At 68.4% G+C, this 19,669-nt stretch carries 17 protein-coding genes and 1 riboswitch; of the genes, 9 read left to right on the top strand and 8 right to left on the bottom strand.

Annotated elements, in window-relative coordinates:
- The first annotated feature begins 46 nt into the window (after positions 1–46).
- The gene (trpS, locus tag E3T49_RS10160) at positions 47–1,051 is read left to right on the top strand and encodes a tryptophan--tRNA ligase (RefSeq protein WP_134424797.1); all 1,005 of its coding nucleotides are present in this window, start codon (positions 47–49) and stop codon (positions 1,049–1,051) included.
- Positions 1,052–1,163: 112 nt separating this feature from the next.
- Complete coding sequence (locus tag E3T49_RS10155) at positions 1,164–1,898, top strand: HAD family hydrolase (RefSeq protein WP_241972757.1); 735 nt, start codon at positions 1,164–1,166, stop codon at positions 1,896–1,898.
- Between the two features lie 271 nt (positions 1,899–2,169).
- Here E3T49_RS10155 and E3T49_RS10150 read toward each other — a convergent pair whose 3' ends face one another.
- From E3T49_RS10150 to E3T49_RS10135, 4 genes are all read right to left on the bottom strand, one after another.
- Positions 2,170–3,057 carry an endonuclease domain-containing protein gene (locus E3T49_RS10150; protein ID WP_134424795.1) on the bottom strand — a complete coding sequence of 296 codons (888 nt, stop codon included), beginning with the start codon at positions 3,055–3,057 and terminating at the stop codon, positions 2,170–2,172.
- Positions 3,058–3,503: 446 nt separating this feature from the next.
- On the bottom strand, positions 3,504–5,018 hold the full coding sequence (glpK, locus tag E3T49_RS10145) for a glycerol kinase GlpK (RefSeq protein WP_134424794.1): 1,515 nt from the start codon (positions 5,016–5,018) through the stop codon (positions 3,504–3,506).
- Between the two features lie 86 nt (positions 5,019–5,104).
- On the bottom strand, positions 5,105–5,869 hold the full coding sequence (locus tag E3T49_RS10140) for an MIP/aquaporin family protein (protein ID WP_134424793.1): 765 nt from the start codon (positions 5,867–5,869) through the stop codon (positions 5,105–5,107).
- A 57-nt stretch (positions 5,870–5,926) separates the two neighbouring features.
- Positions 5,927–7,684, bottom strand: a complete 1,758-nt coding sequence (locus E3T49_RS10135) for a glycerol-3-phosphate dehydrogenase/oxidase (protein WP_420898542.1) — start codon at positions 7,682–7,684, stop codon at positions 5,927–5,929.
- Positions 7,685–7,835: 151 nt separating this feature from the next.
- On the opposite strand from E3T49_RS10135, the gene E3T49_RS10130 reads away from it, so the two are divergent.
- A complete protein-coding gene (locus tag E3T49_RS10130) occupies positions 7,836–8,804 on the top strand; it encodes a sugar-binding transcriptional regulator (RefSeq protein WP_134424792.1) in 969 nt (322 codons plus the stop codon).
- A 19-nt stretch (positions 8,805–8,823) separates the two neighbouring features.
- On the opposite strand, the gene E3T49_RS10125 is transcribed toward E3T49_RS10130, so the two are convergent.
- On the bottom strand, positions 8,824–9,969 hold the full coding sequence (locus E3T49_RS10125) for a glycerol dehydrogenase (RefSeq protein WP_134424791.1): 1,146 nt from the start codon (positions 9,967–9,969) through the stop codon (positions 8,824–8,826).
- A 140-nt stretch (positions 9,970–10,109) separates the two neighbouring features.
- A riboswitch (FMN riboswitch) is annotated at positions 10,110–10,241 on the top strand.
- Positions 10,242–10,349: 108 nt separating this feature from the next.
- Between E3T49_RS10125 and ribD the strand changes: the two genes are divergently transcribed.
- The 5 genes from ribD (at position 10,350) to E3T49_RS10100 (ending at position 15,359) form a co-directional block, all read left to right on the top strand.
- Entirely contained in the window at positions 10,350–11,366 is a 1,017-nt protein-coding gene (gene ribD / locus E3T49_RS10120) for a bifunctional diaminohydroxyphosphoribosylaminopyrimidine deaminase/5-amino-6-(5-phosphoribosylamino)uracil reductase RibD (RefSeq protein ID WP_134424790.1), read from the top strand.
- Positions 11,367–11,375: 9 nt separating this feature from the next.
- Positions 11,376–12,008, top strand: a complete 633-nt coding sequence (locus tag E3T49_RS10115; protein WP_134424789.1) for a riboflavin synthase — start codon at positions 11,376–11,378, stop codon at positions 12,006–12,008.
- Positions 12,005–13,267, top strand: a complete 1,263-nt coding sequence (gene ribA, locus E3T49_RS10110) for a GTP cyclohydrolase II (RefSeq protein WP_134424788.1) — start codon at positions 12,005–12,007, stop codon at positions 13,265–13,267. Before E3T49_RS10115 ends, ribA begins: the two co-directional genes overlap by 4 nt.
- On the top strand, positions 13,264–13,746 hold the full coding sequence (ribH, locus tag E3T49_RS10105) for a 6,7-dimethyl-8-ribityllumazine synthase (RefSeq protein WP_134424787.1): 483 nt from the start codon (positions 13,264–13,266) through the stop codon (positions 13,744–13,746). The genes ribA and ribH overlap by 4 nt, the downstream gene beginning before the upstream one ends.
- Positions 13,747–14,003: 257 nt before the next feature.
- Positions 14,004–15,359, top strand: a complete 1,356-nt coding sequence (locus E3T49_RS10100; protein WP_134424786.1) for an MFS transporter — start codon at positions 14,004–14,006, stop codon at positions 15,357–15,359.
- Positions 15,360–15,431: 72 nt separating this feature from the next.
- Here E3T49_RS10100 and E3T49_RS10095 read toward each other — a convergent pair whose 3' ends face one another.
- Genes E3T49_RS10095 through E3T49_RS10085 form a run of 3 tightly spaced genes read right to left on the bottom strand, consistent with a single transcriptional unit; the run spans position 15,432 to position 18,081 of the window.
- A complete protein-coding gene (locus E3T49_RS10095) occupies positions 15,432–16,256 on the bottom strand; it encodes an ABC transporter permease (RefSeq protein WP_134424785.1) in 825 nt (274 codons plus the stop codon).
- On the bottom strand, positions 16,253–17,098 hold the full coding sequence (locus E3T49_RS10090; RefSeq protein WP_134424873.1) for an ABC transporter permease: 846 nt from the start codon (positions 17,096–17,098) through the stop codon (positions 16,253–16,255). The genes E3T49_RS10095 and E3T49_RS10090 overlap by 4 nt, the downstream gene beginning before the upstream one ends.
- Before the next feature lie 56 nt (positions 17,099–17,154).
- A complete protein-coding gene (locus tag E3T49_RS10085) occupies positions 17,155–18,081 on the bottom strand; it encodes an ABC transporter ATP-binding protein (RefSeq protein WP_134424784.1) in 927 nt (308 codons plus the stop codon).
- Positions 18,082–18,238: 157 nt separating this feature from the next.
- Between E3T49_RS10085 and E3T49_RS10080 the strand changes: the two genes are divergently transcribed.
- The coding region (locus tag E3T49_RS10080) for an ABC transporter ATP-binding protein (protein WP_241972761.1) at positions 18,239–19,669 on the top strand (1,431 nt) is incomplete at its 3' end.

Genomic DNA, 19,669 nt, shown 5'->3' with positions numbered 1-19,669 from the left:
GCCGCCGGTTGCCCGGCGGCCCCACGCCACGAAAAGATCTGATCCCATGAACAAGCCCCGCCTCTACTCGGGCATGCAGCCGAGCGCCGATTCCCTGCAGATCGGCAACTACATCGGCGCCCTCCTGAACTGGAAGGCGCTGCAGCAGACCCACGACGCGTACTTCTCCATCGTCGACCTGCACGCCCTGACCGTGGCGCAGGACCCGGTGAAGCTGCGGGAGAACACCCGCCGCACCGCCGCGCAGTACATCGCCAGCGGCATCGACCCGTCGGTGTCGACGCTGTACGTGCAGTCGCATGTCCCCGCGCACGCCCAGCTGGCCTGGGTGCTGAACACCATCACCGGGTTCGGCGAGGCCAGCCGGATGACCCAGTTCAAGGACAAGTCCGCCCGGCAGGGATCGGACGCGACCACCGTGGGACTGTTCGCCTACCCGATGCTGATGGCCGCGGACATCCTGCTGTACGACACCGAGATCGTGCCGGTCGGCGAGGACCAGCGCCAGCACGTCGAACTGACCCGGGACATCGCGGCCCGCTTCAACGCCCGGTTCGGGCAGACGTTCACCGTGCCGGAGGTCGCCATCGTCAAGGAGACCGCCAAGATCTACGACCTGCAGAACCCGACCTCGAAGATGTCAAAGTCGGCGGAGTCGCACGCCGGCGTGATCTGGTTGCTGGACGAGCCGGCGGTGACGGCGAAGAAGATCATGCGCGCCGTCACGGATGCCGAGGGCGGCGTGGTCTTCGACCGCGAGAACAAGCCCGGCGTGGCCAACCTGCTGACCATCTACTCGGTGCTCGCGTCGCGCAGCATCCAGTCGCTCGAGGACGAGTACGCGGGCAAGGGCTACGGCGACCTGAAGAAGGGGCTCGCCGAGGTGGTCACCGGCACGTTCGGGCCGATCCGGGCGCGCGTGCTCGAACTGCTCGACGACCCCGCCGAACTCGACCGCCTCCTCGCCCAGAACGCCGACCGGGCCGCGGGGGTGGCCAACGAGACGCTGGCACGCGCCTACGACCGCGTCGGCCTGCTGCCGCGCCGCTAGCGTGGTGGTCGCCGTCGCCGTGTCCTTGTCGGCCGGGCTCGCCGGGTTCGCCGGGTCGGCCGGGTCGGCCGGGTTCGCCGGGTTCGCCGGGTTCGCCGGGTAACGGATGCCCGTGCCCGCCGTCGTTCTCTTCGACCTCGATGACACCCTGTTCGCTCATCGCGGGGCCGTCACCGACGGCATCCGTGCCCATCTGGGAACCCTGGGCGGCGCCTACGCCCCCCTTGACCCCGGTGTGGCACTCGCGCTCTGGGACGACCTCGAGGAGCGGCATTACCACGCGTATCTCGCCGGCAGCCTCGACTTCGCCGGACAGCGACAGGCGCGGGCCCGGGATTTCGCGGCGGCCCACGGCGTCACCCTGTCCGGGCCGGCGGCGACGGCCTGGTTCGACGCGTACTTCCTGCACTATCGGGCGAGCTGGCGCCTCCACCCGGATGCGCTCCCCTGCCTCGACACCATCGCCGCCGACTTCCCGGGCGTGCGCATCGGGCTGATCACCAACGGCGAGTCCACGCCTCAGGGTCTGAAGCTGGCTGACACGGGGCTCTCCGGGCGGCTGGAGCATGTGATCGCTTCCGGTGATCTGGGCTTCGCCAAGCCGGACCCCCGCATCTTCCACCACGCCTGCGCCGTGTTCGGGGCGGCGCCGGAGCAGACCGTCTACGTGGGCGACCGGCTGCGCACCGACGCGATCGGAGCCGCGGCGGCCGGATTGACCGGGGTGTGGCTGGACCGCACCGGTGCGCCGGGCGGCCCCGACGCGGCCGAGGCCGCTCGGCTGGGCGTCCTCCGGATCACCGGCCTGGCCGCCCTGCCCGCCGCTCTCGGCGCCCGCCTCGCCTAGCCAGCTCCGCCTACCCCGCTCCGCCTACCCTGCTCCGCCTACCCCGCCCGCCTACCCCGCCCGCCTACCCCGCTCCGCCCCCGTCACGCGCACCTCACCCTCGCGCCGTTGTCCTTGGCATAACTCCTGCAAATTGACGGCGCTCTCGCCAAGACGCCTGTCGTTCTGCGGGTGTCAGGTTCCGTGTACTGCAATTTGCAGGAGTTATGCACGACATTGACGGTCAGAATGGTCGGGGCGGCGGGCGGTGCGGTGGGTGCCGAGCACTCGGTCAGGCGTGAGCGCTGCCGAAGTTGCACAGGTCCACGAGTTTCCGGATGGCTCTGACCACGCCCGCAGGATCGAACATGATGTCCTGATAAAGCACGCGTAACGACGGATACCCGAGCTCGGCGAGCCGACGGTCCCTGGTTCGGTCCCGGATATGGTCATTCCAGGATTTGTGAAACTGGTTGCTGTCAGCCTCGACGACGACGCACCCCTCTACGAGCAGGTCCACGCGGCCCACGCCATGAATCTTCACCTGGATATCGCAGCGCAGACCAGCGTCGAGGATGAGCTGCCGGAGCACCGTTTCCTGCCCCGCGTCGGACCGCGCATCGATTCGGGATTGCAGGTCCCGATACTTGGCCGGCACATGCGCAAAGATCTCCGGAACATCGCCCGAGTTGATTTGTCCCTCATGCAAAGCCGTATCGAGAGCGGCAAGGGCAAAATTGCGCGGTTGGCATTGGATGATCTGGACCAGGGCATCCCGAGCGCCGACGCAGTACTCCGTGCCGTCTCCAGCATCAAGAAGGGGACCCCAGTGCAATTCGACGCCATCGCGCGGGGCATCCGCCAATCGAACGAAACGGCTGTGTGGGGCGCGCAGCCGCGACCCGTACCGGTCGACGTGGAGATGGGTGAACTGCGCGTCGAAGGCGAAGATCTTCAGTTCGTTCGCCGCGGACACACAGGCCAGCCTGCCACCGACACAGACCGCTTCTATCGTGTGCCGGTCGGTCCCCGGCCGGGCGTAGTGATCGCGGCGCACGCGCAGAAGTGCCCCGGTGCGGACAGCAAGGGTGATCTGGGCCCCAGTCATACCCCCGCTGAGAAGTTCATGACGATGGACGATTCGTCTCGGTCCGAAGTCCAGGCTCGTGAAGGAAGTCATGCCGTGATGGTGTCGGCTCGCGAGGACCGTTCCGACACCATCCCAGTGATCTGGGGAGAGCACCTCGCCGCGCACAATTGTGCATAACTCCTGCAAATCGTGTTCGTGTACTCATGACTGCCGCGGAAAACCGGGCTTCGCATTTTCTCAGCGCCGAATTTGCAGGAGTTATGCGAAAAGACGGCACGACACCCGCGTCAATACGGGTGGATGTGTAGGAAGGGTGGGGAGGGCTGGGGCGGGCGGGCCAGGGAAGGGAAGGGAAGGGAAGGGAAGGGAAGGGAAGGGAAGGGAAGGGAAGGGAAGGGAAGGGCGGGGAAGGGCTGGGGAGGGCGGGCCAGGAGAGGGCAGGGAAGGGCGGAGCTGAGAGGGCACGGATGCCGGAACCCGGCGGCCAGGAAGGGCCGCCGGGTTCCGGGATGGTGCGCCACGCGCGACAGCGCGGGCTAGACGACGTCGGCGTCGACCCAGTCGAGGGACTTGGTGACGGCCTTCTTCCAGTTGCGCAGCAGGCGGTCGCGCTCGGCGACGTCCATGCTCGGCTCCCAGCGGGCGTCTTCCTGCCAGTTGGCCCGCAACTCGCCGAGGTCGCTCCAGAAGCCGACGGCCAGGCCGGCGGCGTAGGCGGCGCCCAGCGCCGTGGTCTCCGCCACCACCGGGCGCACGACCGACACGCCGAGGATGTCCGCCTGGAACTGCATCAGCAGGTCGTTGGCCGAGGCCCCGCCGTCGACCTTGAGTTCCGTGAGCGGCACGCCGGAGTCGGCGTTCACCGCGTCCAGCACCTCGCGGCTCTGGTACGCGATCGCCTCGAGCGCGGCGCGGGCGATGTGGCCCTTGTTCACGTAGCGGGTGAGGCCGACCAGGGCACCCCGGGCATCCGCCCGCCAGTACGGCGCGAACAGCCCGGAGAAAGCCGGCACGAAGTAGGCGCCGCCGTTGTCCTCGACCGAGAGGGCCAGGGACTCGATCTCCTCGGCCGTGTGAATGATGCCGAGGTTGTCACGCAGCCACTGCACGAGTGAGCCGGTGACCGCGATCGACCCCTCCAGGGCGTAGTGCGTTTCGCCCTCGCCGAGCTTGTAGCCGACCGTCGTGAGCAAGCCGTTCCGGGAGTGGATGATCTCGGTGCCGGTGTTGAAGATCAGGAAGTTTCCGGTGCCGTACGTGTTCTTGGCCTCGCCCTGATCGAAGGCGGCTTGGCCGAAGGTGGCGGCCTGCTGGTCACCGAGGATGCCGCTGATCGGGGTCTCGCGCAGCAGGCTGTGGCCGCTGGCGATGCCGTAGACCTCGGAGGAGGAGCGGATCTCGGGCAGCATCGACTTCGGCACGTTGAATGCGGCGAGGATCTCGTCGTCCCACTGCAGGGTTTCCAGGTCCATGAACAGGGTGCGGCTGGCGTTGGTGACGTCGGTCGCGTGCACACCGTCCTCCAGGCCGCCGGTGAGGTTCCACAGCACCCACGTGTCGGTCGTGCCGAACATCAGATCGCCGGCCTCTGCCTTCTCCCGGGCCCCGTCGACGTTCTCGAGGATCCAGACGATTTTCGTGCCGGAGAAGTACGTCGCCAGCGGCAGGCCCACCGTGGCCTTGAAGCGGTCGGCGCCTCCGTCGGCGGCGAGCCGGTCAACGATGGGCTGGGTGCGGGTGTCCTGCCAGACGATGGCGTTGTAGACGGGGATGCCGGTGTGGCGGTCCCAGACCACGGCGGTCTCGCGCTGGTTGGTGATGCCCACGGCCGCGATGTCGTGACGGGTCAGGTTGGCTCGGGCCAGAGCCGAACCGATGACCTCACGGGTGTTGTTCCAGATTTCCATCGGGTCGTGCTCGACCCAGCCGGCGCGCGGGAAGATCTGCTCGTGCTCGAGCTGCCCGGTCGAGATGATCGACCCGGCCTTGTCGAAGATGATCGCACGCGTACTGGTCGTGCCCTGGTCGATTGAGATGACGTACTTTGCCATTGTTAACTCCTTTGTCACAGCTGGGATCAAGGTTAAGCGAAATGAGAGACGAGAAGAGAAAAGAAGAGACGGATGCCGCGCGGCGCCTAGGTCAGGATCGGCAGGAGGAACGCGGAGCTCCAGCCCGCCAGCAGGCCACCGATGACGGGGCCGACGACGGGCACCCAGGAGTAGGCCCAGTCTGAGGAGCCTTTGCCCTTGATGGGCAGCAGGAAGTGCGCGATCCGCGGGCCGAGGTCACGGGCGGGATTGATCGCGTAGCCGGTCGGCCCGCCGAGTGAGGTGCCGATCACGATCACGAGCAGGGCCACCGGCAGGGCGCCGAGGGCGGCGAGGCCACCGCTCTCGCCCTGTCGGCCGCCGCCGAACGCGATGACGACGAAGACGAGTACGAACGTGCCGATGATCTCGGTGACCAGGTTCCAGCCGTACGAACGGATGGCCGGGCCGGTCGAGAACACACCGAGCTTGCTGGCCGGATCCGGTTCCTGGTCGAAGTGCTGCTTGTAGGCGAGCCAGACGAGGGTCGCGCCCAGGATGGCGCCGATCATCTGGGCCGCGATGTACGACGCTACGGACACGGTGTTGACCGGAACGCCCGAGCCGAACTCGGTTGCCCCCGACGCCACCAGACCCAGGGTCACGGCGGGGTTGAGGTGGGCGCCCGAGTTATAGGCGACGATCACGCCGGCGTAGACCCCGAGGCCCCAGCCGACGGTGACCATCAGGAACCCGGCGCCGAACCCCTTGTTGCGGGCGAGGGCGACGTTGGCGACCACGCCGCAGCCGAGTAACACGAGCAGGGCGGTGCCCACGACTTCCGAGAGGAAGACGATACCGAGATTGTCCACGTTGACATCCTTTGTTGATCAGTGAGTTGATGAAACGATAAAAGCGGCGGGCGGCTCCTAGGCCGCGGGGAGGACCGGCACGGCCGGCGATTCCGCCCGGTCCAGCTGCACGCCGTAAAGGTCGCGCAGCGTGTGCGCCGCACTGTCGACCTCGTTGGCGCTGCGGGCGGCATCCCAGCCGAGGACCGGCGCGAGCACCTCGGCCAGCTCGACGAGCAACGGCAGGGTCACCTCGCCGCGGAAAGCGATGCTGGTGCGCCGCAGCAGCAGGTCGATCAGGTGCACGACGGATTCCTCCCGGGCGATCAGCTCGATCTCGCGCCGGGTGTACCCCGGGTGCTGCTCGAGTGCCGCGTCGGGTTCGGCGGTGAGCCAGGAGATCACCTCGGCGGCGCGGGTGCCGTAGCGGGTCAGGAGCACGTCGGCACGCGGCACGCCCACCTCGTCACCGTTGGCGACCACCCAGACCCGGCGCGCGGCATCCGTCACCGGAAAGTTGCGGCCACCGCCGATGGGGAGACCGACCGTCGAGACGATGCGCGGCAGGCCGAGCAGGGTCAGGATGTCGCCGCTCAGGTGCTCCGCCAGGGCTCGGAAGGTGGTCCACTTGCCGCCGACCAGGCTGAGCAGGGTGCCGGGCCGGGCGCCGAGCGGGCGGGACTCGATGCGGTAGTCGCGGGAGACGAACCCGGGTGCCTCGTCGTCATGGCGGGGCAGCGGGCGCACCCCGGCGAACCGGAAGACGATCTGCGACCGGTCGACGACCACGGTCGGGAAGACGTGGTTGACCAGTTCGAAGAAGTAGTCCACCTCCGCCTCGGTGCAGCGGGCCGGCTGGGACATGTCGTGCTCGAGGTCGGTCGTGCCCACGAGGACACGGCCCGCAAGCGGGTAGATCAGCACGATGCGGCCGTCTTCGTGCTCGAAGAAGATCTCCCGTCCACCGGTGGCGGCGAGCAGATCCGGGTTGTCGAGCACGATGTGCGACCCCTTGGTGCCGCCCATGAAGGTGCTGGCCTGGCCGAGGGCGGTGTTGGTGAGGTCGGTCCAGGGTCCGGACGTGTTGACCACGATGTCGGCCGCGAAGCTGAACTCGGCACCGGTGACGGCGTTGCGCAGGCGCACGCCCGCGGCATCCATTCCGACGGCCTCGACGTAGTTGGCGCTGCGCGCGTGGTCGCCCGCGGCCAGGCCGTCGGCAAGCACGTCGAGCGCGAGCCGCTCCGGGTCGTGCATGGAGGCGTCGTAGTAGGTCGCCGTGTACTTGAGGCTCGGGTTGATCTTCGGCAGCAGCTTGAGTGATGCCTTCCTGCCGAGGAACTCGTGCCGGGGCACGGTGCCGCCGTCGCGCGAGAAGGAGTCGTAGAGCATCATGCCGATCTTGATCAGCAGCGCCCCGCGCTCCTGCGCGGCACCCTGCTTGTGGGTGAGGAAACGCATCGGCGCGGACAGGACCCCGGAGAAGGTGGAGTAGATGGGGATGGTCGTCTTGAGCGGCTTGACGTAGTGCGGGGCGATCTTGAGCAGGCTGTTGCGCTCCTCGACCGATTCCTTGACCAGGCGGAACTCACCGTTCTCGAGGTAGCGCACCCCGCCGTGGATCATGTGCGATGAGGCCGCGGAGGCGCCGGACACGTAGTCGCCCTTGTCGACGATGGCGACGTCCACGCCTTGCAGGGCGAGGTCACGGAAGGTGGCGATACCGTTGATGCCGGCCCCGATGATCAGCACCTGGGCCCGTGGGCGATCCTGAAGGGCGGCCTGGGCGGCGGCGCTCGAGCGAGGCTGGGCAGAGGATGACTCGGGTGTTGACAGCACGGATACGCTCACTTCTCTGTGGGTGGAAACCGTGAGGGTCTGTCACAGTCGGCCCCCCTCGAACGCGTGGCGCGGAGTGGGGAACTTCCACCCTGCTAGGTTCGACACAAACGGTCAAGCCGTGTGAACATATGTGCAAGGAGTCGAAATGGGCCATCTGGACGATCCGTCACTGTCCGACCGCACGAACGACGCCCTCACGGCGGCGCACCTGTATTACATGCAGGACCTGACCATGGAAGCCATTGCGACAGAGCTGCACACCTCCCGTTCCTCAGTGTCCCGCCTGCTCAGCCAGGCCAGGGCCAGCGGGCTCGTCGACATCCAGATCCGGTCCCCGCTGGACGCTCCGAGCCGGGTGGAGCAGCTGATCCTGGACCGTTTCCAGGTCACCGCGCACGTCGTGCCGGTGCCCGACCATGCCAGCGACGCGGACCGGCTGGAGCGCGTGGCCCTCTCGGTTGCACGAATTCTCGGTGAGTACTTCGACTCGAACATGATCATGGGCATCGCCTGGGGCTCGACCATGAACGCGGTCAGCCGCCACGTGACGCCCAAACGCACCCACAACGCGCAGATCGTGCAGCTGAACGGCGCGGGCAACACGCGCAGCACCGGACTCGACTACGCCAGCGAGATCCTGCAACGGTTCAGCACCGCGTTCGATGCCCGCCTGGAACAGTTCCCGGTTCCCACCTTCTTCGACGACCCGGCCACGCGCAGGGCCTATTGGCGGGAACGTGGACTGCGCCGCCTGCTCGAGATGCAGGGGAACATGGACGTCGCCCTGTTCAGCGTGGGCTCGCCGTTCTCCACGGTTCCCAGCCACGTGTACGTCGGCGGTTACCTCGATGACGACGAGTTCGAGGCGCTGAGCAACGCCGGCGTCGTCGGAGACGTCGCGACGGTCTTCTACCGTGCGGACGGCTCGACCGACGGCATCCCGCTCAACGACCGCGGAACCGGGCCGGAACTATCGGTGCTGCGCCGCACCCCCCGTCGCATCTGCGTCGTGTCCGGCAGATCCAAGGTGGACAGTCTGCGCGGTGCGCTCGCCGCGGACCTGATCACCGACCTCTTCATCGATGAGAGCACGGCCCGGGCGCTCTGCGAGTGAGGTCGGCGGCGGCCCGACGTCAGTGCGTCGACACGTATTTGACGGGGGCCGGCAGTCCGCGTGCCACACGCACGGAACGCGAGAGCCGCTCGATCGATTTGAGGGCGTCGAGAACGTCGTCCGCCGTCACCACGAACGGCATGTTGTGGATGGTCTCCCCCGGCAGGGTTGCCGCTGCGGCGACGGCCCTCAGTTCCTCCTCGTCGTCAATGCCGAGACCGATCTCGGTCAGCGTGGTGGGGAGGCCGACGCGAGTGGTGAACTCGATGAAGTCCTCCACCTCGGCCTGCGGTGCTCCCTCGAGCACCAGCTGGGTCAGCGAGCCGATGTTCACCTTCTGCCCGTGAGTGAGACCGTGGGTCTGCGGGGCCGCGGTCAGACCGTTGTGGATGGCGTGGGCCGCCGCCAGGCCGCCCGACTCGAAACCGAGCCCGGACAGCAGCGTGTTCGCCTCCACGAGTTTCTCGAGGGCGGGAGTGACCAGGTTGTCACGCGCGGCATCGAGGGCGGGAAGGGCGTTCTCCCAGATGACATCCCACGACAACCGGGCGAGCGCGGTGCCGGTCTGGGTGGGTAGCCCGCCGGCCATCGTGGTCGCATGGGCGGCCGCCGTGGCCCGGGCCTCGAGCCAGGTCGCCAGCGCATCGCCGACCCCGGCGATCAGGAACTCGACCGGTGCATTGGCCACCATCTGGGTGTCGATGAGAACCAGATCGGGGTTGCGAGGGAAAAATCGGTATTCGACGAATTCGCCCTCGTCGGTGTAGATCACCGAGAGTGCGGAGGTGGGGGCATCCGTCGAGGCCACGGTGGGCACGCTGACCCAGCGGATACCAGCCAGGAACCCGGCAGCCTTGGCCACATCGATCGTGCTGCCGCCGCCCACGCCGAGGACGACATCGGACGCGGTGGAGCGGATCGTCTCGACCAGCGCGTCGACCGCGGACTTGGTCGCGAACCGGCCGAATCCGACCCGTTCCACGCGGAGGCCGGCAGCGGCGAAACTCGCCGACACCTGCTCCCCGGCGAAACCCCACACGACGTCATCGGCAATGATCAGGGGTGCGGACCCGATCTGGGACACGAATTCGCCGAGGCGATCAATGGCCCCCTTGCCCTGCACGTACCGTCCGGGGCTCATAACCGTGCGGATTGGAGTGCTCATCAAAGACCTTCTTCCTGAGTGGATTGCGGCTGGATCGTCGTGCGTCGGTGGTCACACTACGCCGCTGATTCGGCCGGTGCCGGGCCACCCTCTCGGCGGGGAATTCTTTCGCACGGGATGCGTTGAGATATAACTAGTAGTAAGTGCTCCGGGGTCGGTGTAATTCCGAACCGGCGGTGAAAGTCCGCGACCCGTGCCGCTCCTGGAGCGACACGGTTGAGCTGGTGAAATTCCAGCACCGACGGTTAAAGTCCGGATGAGAGGCGCACGAGTCGATTGGCCGTCCCGGTCGGTCGGCGGGTTTCGCGTTTGCGCGACCCACCTGGTGTTCGCCGCACCGAAAAACCCGGAGTTCGTTGACAAACGGACAGGACCCGGACATGACCGACCAGACGGCGCTCGAGGCCACCATGCGGCGCGCCCTCGCCCTGGCGGCGAACGGTCCGGCCACCGGGCCCAACCCGCAGGTCGGCTGCGTCCTCCTGAGCGCGTCCGGCGAGGTCCTCGCCGAGGGCTGGCACCGCGGTGCCGGCACCCCCCACGCCGAGGTCGACGCCCTGGCCCGGCTCACCCCCGGTGCGGCCCGCGGCGCCACCGCGGTGGTCACCCTGGAACCGTGCAACCACACCGGCCGCACGGGACCCTGCGCCCTCGCCCTGATCGACGCCGGCGTCGCCCGGGTCGTCTATGCCGTCTCCGATCCCGGCGTCTCCTCCTCCGGCGGGGCCGAGCGGCTCCGCGCCGCCGGCGTCGACGTGGCGGCCGGAGTGCTCGCCGACGCGGTCGAACCGTTCCTCGCCGACTGGCTGACCGCCGCCCGCCTCGGGCGGCCGTTCGTGACGCTGAAGTGGGCGTCGAGTCTCGACGGGCGCGCCGCCGCCGCCGACGGGACGAGCCGCTGGATCACCGGTCCCGAGGCCCGGCTGGACGTTCATCGGCGCCGCGGGGCATGCGGAGCCATCCTTGTGGGCACCGGCACGGTACTCGCCGACGACCCCGCGCTGACCGCCCGGGGCGCCGACGGACAGCTTCTGCCCGGTCAGCCGGTGCCCGTCGTGATCGGCACCCGCAGCATCCCGGCCGATGCGGCACTGCACTCCCACCCGCAGACGCCGCTGTTCTTTCCCACCCACGACCTGGCTGAGGTGCTGCGCGATCTGCACGAGCGCGGCATCCGTCGGGCATTCATCGAGGGTGGGCCCACCCTCGCCAGCGCCTTCGTGGCGGCCGGGCTGATCGACGAGTACCTCGTCTACCTGGCCCCCACACTGCTCGGCGGCGGGCGGCTCGCCCTCGGCGACATCGGCGTGGCAAGCATCACCGAGCAGCGCCATCTGGCCATCGACCACTACGACCGCCTCGGCGACGACCTCCTCGTCGTCGCCCGGCCGAGATAGGACACAGACATGTTCACCGGAATCATCGAGGAACTCGGCCAGGTCGAGAAGGTGGAGCGATCCGCGGATGCCGCGCGCCTCACCATCCGTGGGCCGCGGGTCGTTGCCGACGCCCGCCACGGCGACTCGATCTCGGTCAACGGCGTGTGCCTCACCGTGGTCGAGCAGACCGGCGACACGTTCACGGCCGATGTGATGGCACAGACCCTGTTCATGTCCACGTTGGGCTCGCTGCGGCCGGGCAGCCCGGTGAACCTCGAACGCGCCGCCCTGGTGGGCGACCGGCTGGGCGGTCACATCGTGCAGGGCCACATCGACGGCACCGGCACCCTGCTTCTCGTCACCCCCGGCGAGGCCTGGCGAGTGCTGCGATTCAGCCTCTCCCCCGAACTCGCGCCGCTCGTGGTGGGCAAGGGTTCCATCGCCGTCGACGGCGTCTCACTGACCGTCAGCAACATCAGCCCGGCGAGCGAACCGGAGCAGTGGTTCGAAGTCTCGCTCATCCCCGAAACCCTCACCGCCACGACGCTGGGACAGCGCGTGGCCGATGATCACGTCAATATCGAAACAGACATCCTGGCCCGCCACGTGGAGCGCATGCTCGCCGTGGCGGACGCGGGATCGAAAAGGAGCCACTCATGAGCCTCGCCGACATTCCCACCGCGCTGGATGCCCTCCGGCTGGGGAAACCGGTCATCGTCGCCGACGATGAGGGTCGCGAGAACGAGGGCGACGTGATCATCTCCGCCCAGCTGGCCACGCAGGAGTGGCTCGCCTGGACGGTGCGGTACTCCTCCGGTTTCATCTGCGCGCCGATGACGAACGACCTGGCCGACAAGCTCGACCTGCCGGTGATGGTGCTGAACAACGAGGACCCCCGCGGCACGAACTACACCGTGTCGGTCGACGCGGCCGACCGGCTCAGCACCGGGATCAGCGCCGCCGACCGTGCGCACACCCTGCGCGTGCTGGCCGATCCGACGTCCACGCCCTCCAGCCTGCACCGGCCCGGCCACATCATGCCCCTGCGCGCGATGGACGGCGGTGTGCGCGAGCGGGACGGCCACACCGAGGCGGCCGTCGACCTGATGAAGCTGGCCGGTCTCGCCCCGGTCGCCGGCATCTCCGAGATCGTGGCCGAAGACGGCGAGATGATGCGCCTGCCCGGGCTGCTCGCCCTCGGCGAGCGCGAGGGCGTGCTGGTGATCACGATCAAGGACCTGATCGCCTACCTGCAGGAGTTCCACACCGACACCGAGCTGCCCACGGTCAGCCCGATCCTCGAATCGCCGCGGGTCGACTTCGAGGTGGAGACCACCGTCCCCACCCGGCACGGCGACTTCCAGATCCGCGCCTACCGCGACCGGATGACCGGCGCCGACCATGTCGCCATCGTCTCCGGCACCCCCGCCGACGGCGCCCTCGTGCGGGTGCACTCCGAGTGCCTCACCGGCGAGGCGTTCGGCTCCCTCAAATGCGAGTGCGGTCCGCAGTTGGATGCCGCCCTCGAGACCATCCAGGAGCAGGGCGGAGTCGTCGTCTACCTGCGCGGGCAGGAGGGCCGTGGTATCGGCCTGATCAACAAGCTGCGCGCGTACAAGCTGCAGGAAGACGGCCTGGACACGTTCGACGCCAATCTGGCCCTCGGCCTGCCCGCCGACGCCCGCGACTACGGCGCGGCCACGGCCATCCTGCACGAGATGGGCCTCACCTCGGTGCGGCTGCTGACCAACAACCCGGAGAAGATGCGCCAACTCGAGGCTCACGGTGTGACCGTGACCGAGCGCGTGCCACTGGTCGTGGGTGTCGGCACGCACAACCAGGCCTATCTGGCGGTCAAGCGCGACCGGATGGGCCACCACATCGCCGAAACAGACATGCTGAAAGGAATCACACTATGAGCGGAGCAGGCTCCCCCGAGATCGAGATCGACGGAACCGGTCTGGACATCGTGATCGTCGCCGGCCGGTGGCATGACGTGATCACCGACGGGCTGATCGCCGGAGCGACCCGGGTGCTCGAGGCATCCGGCGCTCGTTTCTCGCTGGTGCGGGTGCCCGGCAGCTTCGAGCTGCCGGTGACCTGCAAGGTGGCCCTGGACAACGGCGCCGACGCGGTCGTCGCGCTCGGCGTGATCATCCGTGGCGGAACGCCGCACTTCGAGTACGTGTCGGCGGCGGCGACGGATGGCCTCACCCGGGTGGCGCTGGACGCCGGCAAGCCGGTCGGTTTCGGCGTCCTGACCCTCGACGACGAGCAGCAGGGTCTGGACCGGGCCGGTCTGCCTGGTTCGAAGGAGGACAAGGGCGCGGAGGCCGCGTCGGCGGCCATCGCGACCGCGCAGCTGCTGCAGCGCCTGCGCGAGTTCGGCGTCGACTGATCCCGTTCCGGTCGAGCGCGCCCGTTCCACGGGGCACTCTCGACCGGAACGGGCACTGCGTGGCGGCATCCGGATCGTTATCTGAGCGTTAGCCGAGGATTGGCCCCTCGCCGGCTCCCCCCGTAGGGTGCAAGGGCGGCTGTCACAAACGGCCGCCCTATTCGCGCGGCCCAGGGGGGGCAGCCGCTGACGCCTGATCGACGTCGGTTCCCGGCCCCGATGGTCCGCTTCCGCGTCACGTTCCGGAGCAATTCTCCATGTCAGCACCCACCACGTCGGCCACTCCCGTCGCCGCAGCACCCACGAACCCGCGCAGTCGCGTGATCCTCGCCAGCCTCATCGGCACGACGATCGAGTTCTACGACTTCTACGTCTACGCGACGGCCGCCGTTCTTGTCTTCCCGCACCTTTTCTTCCCCACCGGTAACGAGACCACGGCGCTTCTGGCGTCGTTCGCCGTCTTCGGCGCGGCGATGGTGGCCCGCCCCATCGGCGCTCTCGTCTTCGGGCACTTCGGCGACAAACGGGGCCGGAAGGCCACCCTGGTCGGCGCCCTGTTGACCATGGGCATCGCGACCTTCCTGATCGGGCTGCTGCCCACGTACGCCATGATCGGCTGGGTCGCACCGGCCCTGCTCGTGGTGCTGCGCCTCGCCCAGGGCTTCGCGCTCGGCGGGGAATGGTCCGGCGCCGCGCTCGTCGCCACCGAGAACGCCCCGGTCGGCAAGCGCGCCTGGTACGGCACGTTCCCGCAGGTCGGCGCCCCGCTCGGCTTCATCATCGCGAACGGGCTGTTCCTGGCCATCGCCCTGGCCCTGCCCTCCACCGACCCGACGCGCCCCTCGGACGCGTTCCTCGAGTGGGCCTGGCGCATCCCGTTCCTCTTCTCCGCCGTGATGGTCGTCGTGGGTCTCTGGGTGCGCCTGCGCCTGGTCGAGTCCGATGCGTTCACGAAGGTGGTCGCCACCAAGCGCGTGGAGAAGCTGCCGCTCGCGGCCGTGTTCAAGTCGCACTGGCGTCAGCTGATCCTCGGCACCTTCATCATGTTGGCCACCTACGTGCTGTTCTACCTGATGACCACGTTCACGCTCGGCTACGGCCGCGGCGCGACGGATGCCCCGGTGCCCGGTCTTGGATACAGCTACAACAACTTCATCCTGATGATGATCGTCGGCGTGCTGTTCTTCGGCGTGTTCACGCTGGCGTCCGGTCCCTGGGCCGACAAGCACGGCCGCCGCAAGACCCTGATCTTCGTGACCCTGGCGATCATCGGATTCGGCCTGCTCTTCGTGCCGCTGCTGGGCGCCGGGTTCGTCGGTGTGATGTTCTTCCTGATCCTGGGCTTCTCGCTGATGGGGATGACCTTCGGTCCGATGGGCGCGCTGCTGCCCGAGCTGTTCCCGACCAGCGTGCGCTACACCGGTTCGGCCTTCGCCTACAACATGAGCTCGATCCTCGGCGCCGCCGTGGCACCGTTCATCGCGATCTGGCTGTGGACCCTCGGCGAGGGCAGCCCGTTCTGGGTCGGCGTCTACCTGTCCGTGATGGCCGTGGTCACCCTGATCGCCCTGCTGCTGAGCCGCGAGACCCGCGACATCGACATCGAGCACTGAGCCGACGGTCTCGACAGGCTCGACGGTCTCGACAGGCTCGACCACCGGTGGTCGAGCCTGTCGAGACCCAGGTCAGTCCAGGAACAGCGTGCGCAGGCGGCGGGTCGTGACGATCAGCCCGAGCAGGATCATCACGAGGTAGTAGAGCACGTGCCAGAGCAGGGCCGGTTCGACCTGGCCGGTGGTCAGGCCCCGCACCAGCTCGACCCCGTGCCAGAGCGGCAACGCCTGGATCACGTACTGGATCGGCTGCGGGTAGACACTCAGCGGATAGAACGTGGCCGAGAAGAGGAACATCGGCAGCAGCAGGAAGGTGATCCAGTCCATCTGTTGGAACGTCTTCATGAAGCTCGTCACGGCCATCCCCACGCTCGCGAAGCCGAACGCGATCAGCAACACGGCCGGCAGGGCCAGCAGCGCCCACCAGGACAGGTTCAGCCCGAGCGCCTGCATCACGACCAGGAAGCCGGTGGCGTACAGCGCCCCGCGGAGCAGCGCCAGCGAGATCTCGCCGAGCGCGACATCCAGCGGGCCGAGCGATGTGGACAGCATCCCCTCGTAGAGTTTCGCGAATTGCATCTTGAAGAAAACGTTCCAGGTGGAGTCGTAGATGGCGCCGTTCATGGCGGCCACCGCGAGCAGGGCCGGCGCGATGAACGCCGCGTACGGCACCTCCTGGCCCGACTCGGTCGTGATCGTGCCCACCAGCGCGCCCAGGCCGAGGCCCATCGAGAGCAGGTAGAAGATCGGCTCGAAGAAGCCGCTGACCACGACCAGCCAGTTGGTGCTCCGGGTCGCCTGCCAGCCCCGGAGCATGACGCTGCGCGCGTTGCCGGCGTAGAGCGCGCCAAGCGGGCGGGATGTTGCGGCATCCGTTCGACGATCGGTGTCGGTCATTTGTTCAGTCGCCTCGCTGTGATGCGCCGCGCCCAGGTCCAGCCGAGGGCGAGCAGCACGCTCAGGTAGAGCACGTGCAGCACGCTCAGCCAGATCGGTTCGCTCGCGCCGTAGGAGAACACCCGGGCCAGTTCGGTGCCGTGCCAGAGCGGCGAGATCCAGCCGATCCACTGCAGCCAGACCGGCAGCACGCTGAGCGGGAAGAACGTGCCGGAGAACAGCGTCATCGGCAGCACGATGAACCGCATCACCATGGCCAGCTGGCCGGTGTCCTCGGTGAGGGTGGCCGTGTACGCCATCAACAGGGCGCCGAAGCCGAGGCCCGTGAGCACTGCCACGAAGACGGCCAGGAACCCGGCCGCCGACGGGACCGCCCCGAAGACGAGCATGAACGCGAAATAGACGGCGCAGGTCAGGAACATGCGCACGAAGACCGAGATGACCATGCCGTTGATGATCTGTCCCGGCTGGATCGGGGACGAGTTCATGCCGAAGAACACCGGGTTCCACTTGAAACCGAGCATGATCGGGTAGGTGAACTCCTCACCGGCCACGGCGATCGCGGCGCTGCAGAGCAGGGCGGGAGCGACGAACGCGAGGTAGCTGACCCCGTTCACGGCATCCGCGCCCAGGTTGGCGTCGACGAGCGTGGCCAGGCCGACCCCCATCGCATAGAGGTAGATGATCGGGTTGCCGATGGCGGTCACGGTCACCGTCTGCGCGTAGGAGCGCATCACCCGGAACCGGTGCTCGGCCACGTACCACGAGCCCCAGCGCCGGGCCCGGCGGGTGGAACGGATGGCCCGGTCGCCGACCGAGCCGGGCGCCGGGACCGTCTCCATCGGGTCAGCGTGCCGCTGGGCCCCGCCACCCGGATCGGCGCTCATTCGATCGGCGCTCATTCGATCAGGGTCCGTCCGGTCAGGCGCAGGAACACGTCTTCCAGGCTGGAGCGCCGCACCAGGCTGGTGATCGGCGTGAGGCCGGCCTCCACGATGCGCACCAGCTCGGACTCGCCGTTCTCGCTGTAGATCAGGATGCGGTCGGGCAGCACCTCGATGCGGTCGCCCATCCCCGCGATCTGCGCGGCGACGTCGGCGTTCAGGTCGGAGCCGAACCGCACCTCGAGCACCTCCCGGGAGGAATAGGTGCGGATCAGCTGCGCGGGGGCACCCTCCGCCATGATCACACCCTTGTCGATCACGACCAGGCGGTCGCAGAGCTGCTCGGCCTCGTCCATGTAGTGGGTGGTGAGCAGCAGGGTGGTGCCCTGCTCCTTGAGCCGGAACAGGCGGTCCCAGAGGATGTGCCGGGCCTGCGGGTCGAGGCCCGTGGTCGGTTCGTCGAGCAGCAGGATGCTCGGGTCGTTGATCAGGGCCCGGGCGATCGTGAGGCGTCGCTTCATGCCCCCGGAGAGCATGTCGACCTTCGCCTTCGCCTTGTCCTCCAGCTGGGCGAAAGCCAGCAGCTCGTCGGCGCGGCGGGCCACCTGAGCCCGTGGCAGGCCGAAGTAGCGGCCGTAGACGAGCAGGTTCTCCCGCACCCGCAGCTCGGTGTCGAGGTTGTCGGCCTGCGGCACAACGCCGAGCCTCGAGCGGATCTCCGGGCCGTGCCGGTTCGGGTCGAGGCCCAGGATGCGCAGGTCTCCGCTCGTGCGGGTGGAGACGGCGCCCACCATGCGCATGGTGGTCGACTTGCCGGCCCCGTTCGGGCCGAGGAGACCGAACGATTCCCCGGGTGCCACCTCGAAGCAGACGCCGTCGACGGCGGCGAAATCCTTGTACTTCTTGACAAGATTCTGGGCAACAATGACTGGCTCCGGCACAGTTCCTTACTGTAGACCGCCGGGGCAATCCCCCGGGGGATGCGGTTAAGCTCATCTGGTGAGTACCCCCAGCAGCCCCCGTTCCGCCGCCCGCCCCACCGCCGAACCGACCTCCCGACCCGCCGGTCGCCCGGCCGGTCGCGGCCGCCTCGGCTGGATGGGACGGCGCGCCGATGCCGGCGGGCCCCGCGCCACGTTCAGCCAGCTGGTCCCGTACCTGCTCGAGCACAAGAAGGTGCTCGGCTTCGTCGTCGTGCTCAGCGTGCTCGGCGCGCTCGCCAGCCTCGCCCAGCCGCTCCTGGTCAGCCAGGTCATCACCATCGTGCAGGAGGGCGACGCGCTCGGCGGCCTCGTCTGGGCGCTCGTCGCGCTCGTCGTCGTCTCCGCCCTGATCAGCGGCTACCAGCACTACCTGTTGCAGCGCACCGGTGAGGGCGTCGTGCTGTCCAGCCGGCGCAAACTCATCGGCCGGATGCTGCGCCTCCCGATCAGCGAGTTCGACACCCGGCGCACGGGCGACCTGGTCTCCCGGGTGGGGTCGGACACCACGCTGCTGCGGGCCGTGCTCACCCAGGGTCTCGTCGAGGCGATCGGCGGGTCGCTCACGTTCGTCGGCGCGCTCATCGCCATGCTCGTGATCGATCCGGTGCTGCTCGGGCTGACGGTGCTGGTGATCGCCGTGTCGGTGGTCACCGTCACGCTGCTGTCGCAGCGCATCCGTACCGCCAGCCTCGCCGCGCAGGAAAAGGTGGGTGACCTCGCCGCCAGCGTCGAGCGCGCCATCAGCGCGGTGCGCACCGTGCGCGCTTCGAACGCCACCGACCGGGAGATCGCCGCCGTCGAAGAAGACGCCAAGGGTGCCTGGCGGATGGGCATCCAGGTCGCGAGGATCTCGGCCCTCGTCGTGCCGATCGCCGGCATCGCCATGCAGGTGTCGTTCCTGGTGGTGCTGGGCGTGGGCGGCTTCCGCGTGGCCAGCGGCACCATCTCGATCGCGGACCTGATCGCGTTCATCCTGTTCCTCTTCCTGATGATCGTGCCGCTGGGTCAGGCGTTCGGCGCGATCACCTCGGTGAACGCCGCGCTCGGCGCTCTCGGCCGCATCCAGGAGATCATCGACCTGCCCTCCGAGGACCAGTTCGACCGCGACATCGCCCCGCTGGCCATCACGGTCGGCGCCGCCAACGAATCGGTGCGGCCGGATGCCCCGGCGATCTCGTTCGAGAACGTGCAGTTCGGTTACCTGGTCGCCCCGGTGGCGACGGATGCCGCGGCTGCCGGTGACACCGGCCCCGGCTCGGTCCCGGCCGCTTCAGCCCCGGACGCTTCGGCCCCGCCCGTCGCCGGTCGCTCCGCTCACACGGCGACCGACGCCGAGCTCGTCGCCGCCGAGAACGCCATGATCGAGTCCGCCGTCGACGTTCCGTTCGTGTTGGAGACCGCCATCGTGGTGCCGGCCGTGCTGGAGGCAGTGCTGGCCGAACCGGACCTCGCCGCGGCCGATCTCGCGGCAGCGGAGCGCGCAGCCGCCGAACGGGCCGCGGCGGACGCCGCGACGCGGGAGGCCGCCCAGGCCGCCGCCGATGCC

Origin of the sequence: Cryobacterium cryoconiti, assembly GCF_004403065.1 — a bacterium.
Classification (GTDB): Bacteria; Actinomycetota; Actinomycetes; order Actinomycetales; family Microbacteriaceae; genus Cryobacterium; species Cryobacterium cryoconiti.
This window is presented reverse-complemented; position numbering and strand designations above follow the sequence as displayed.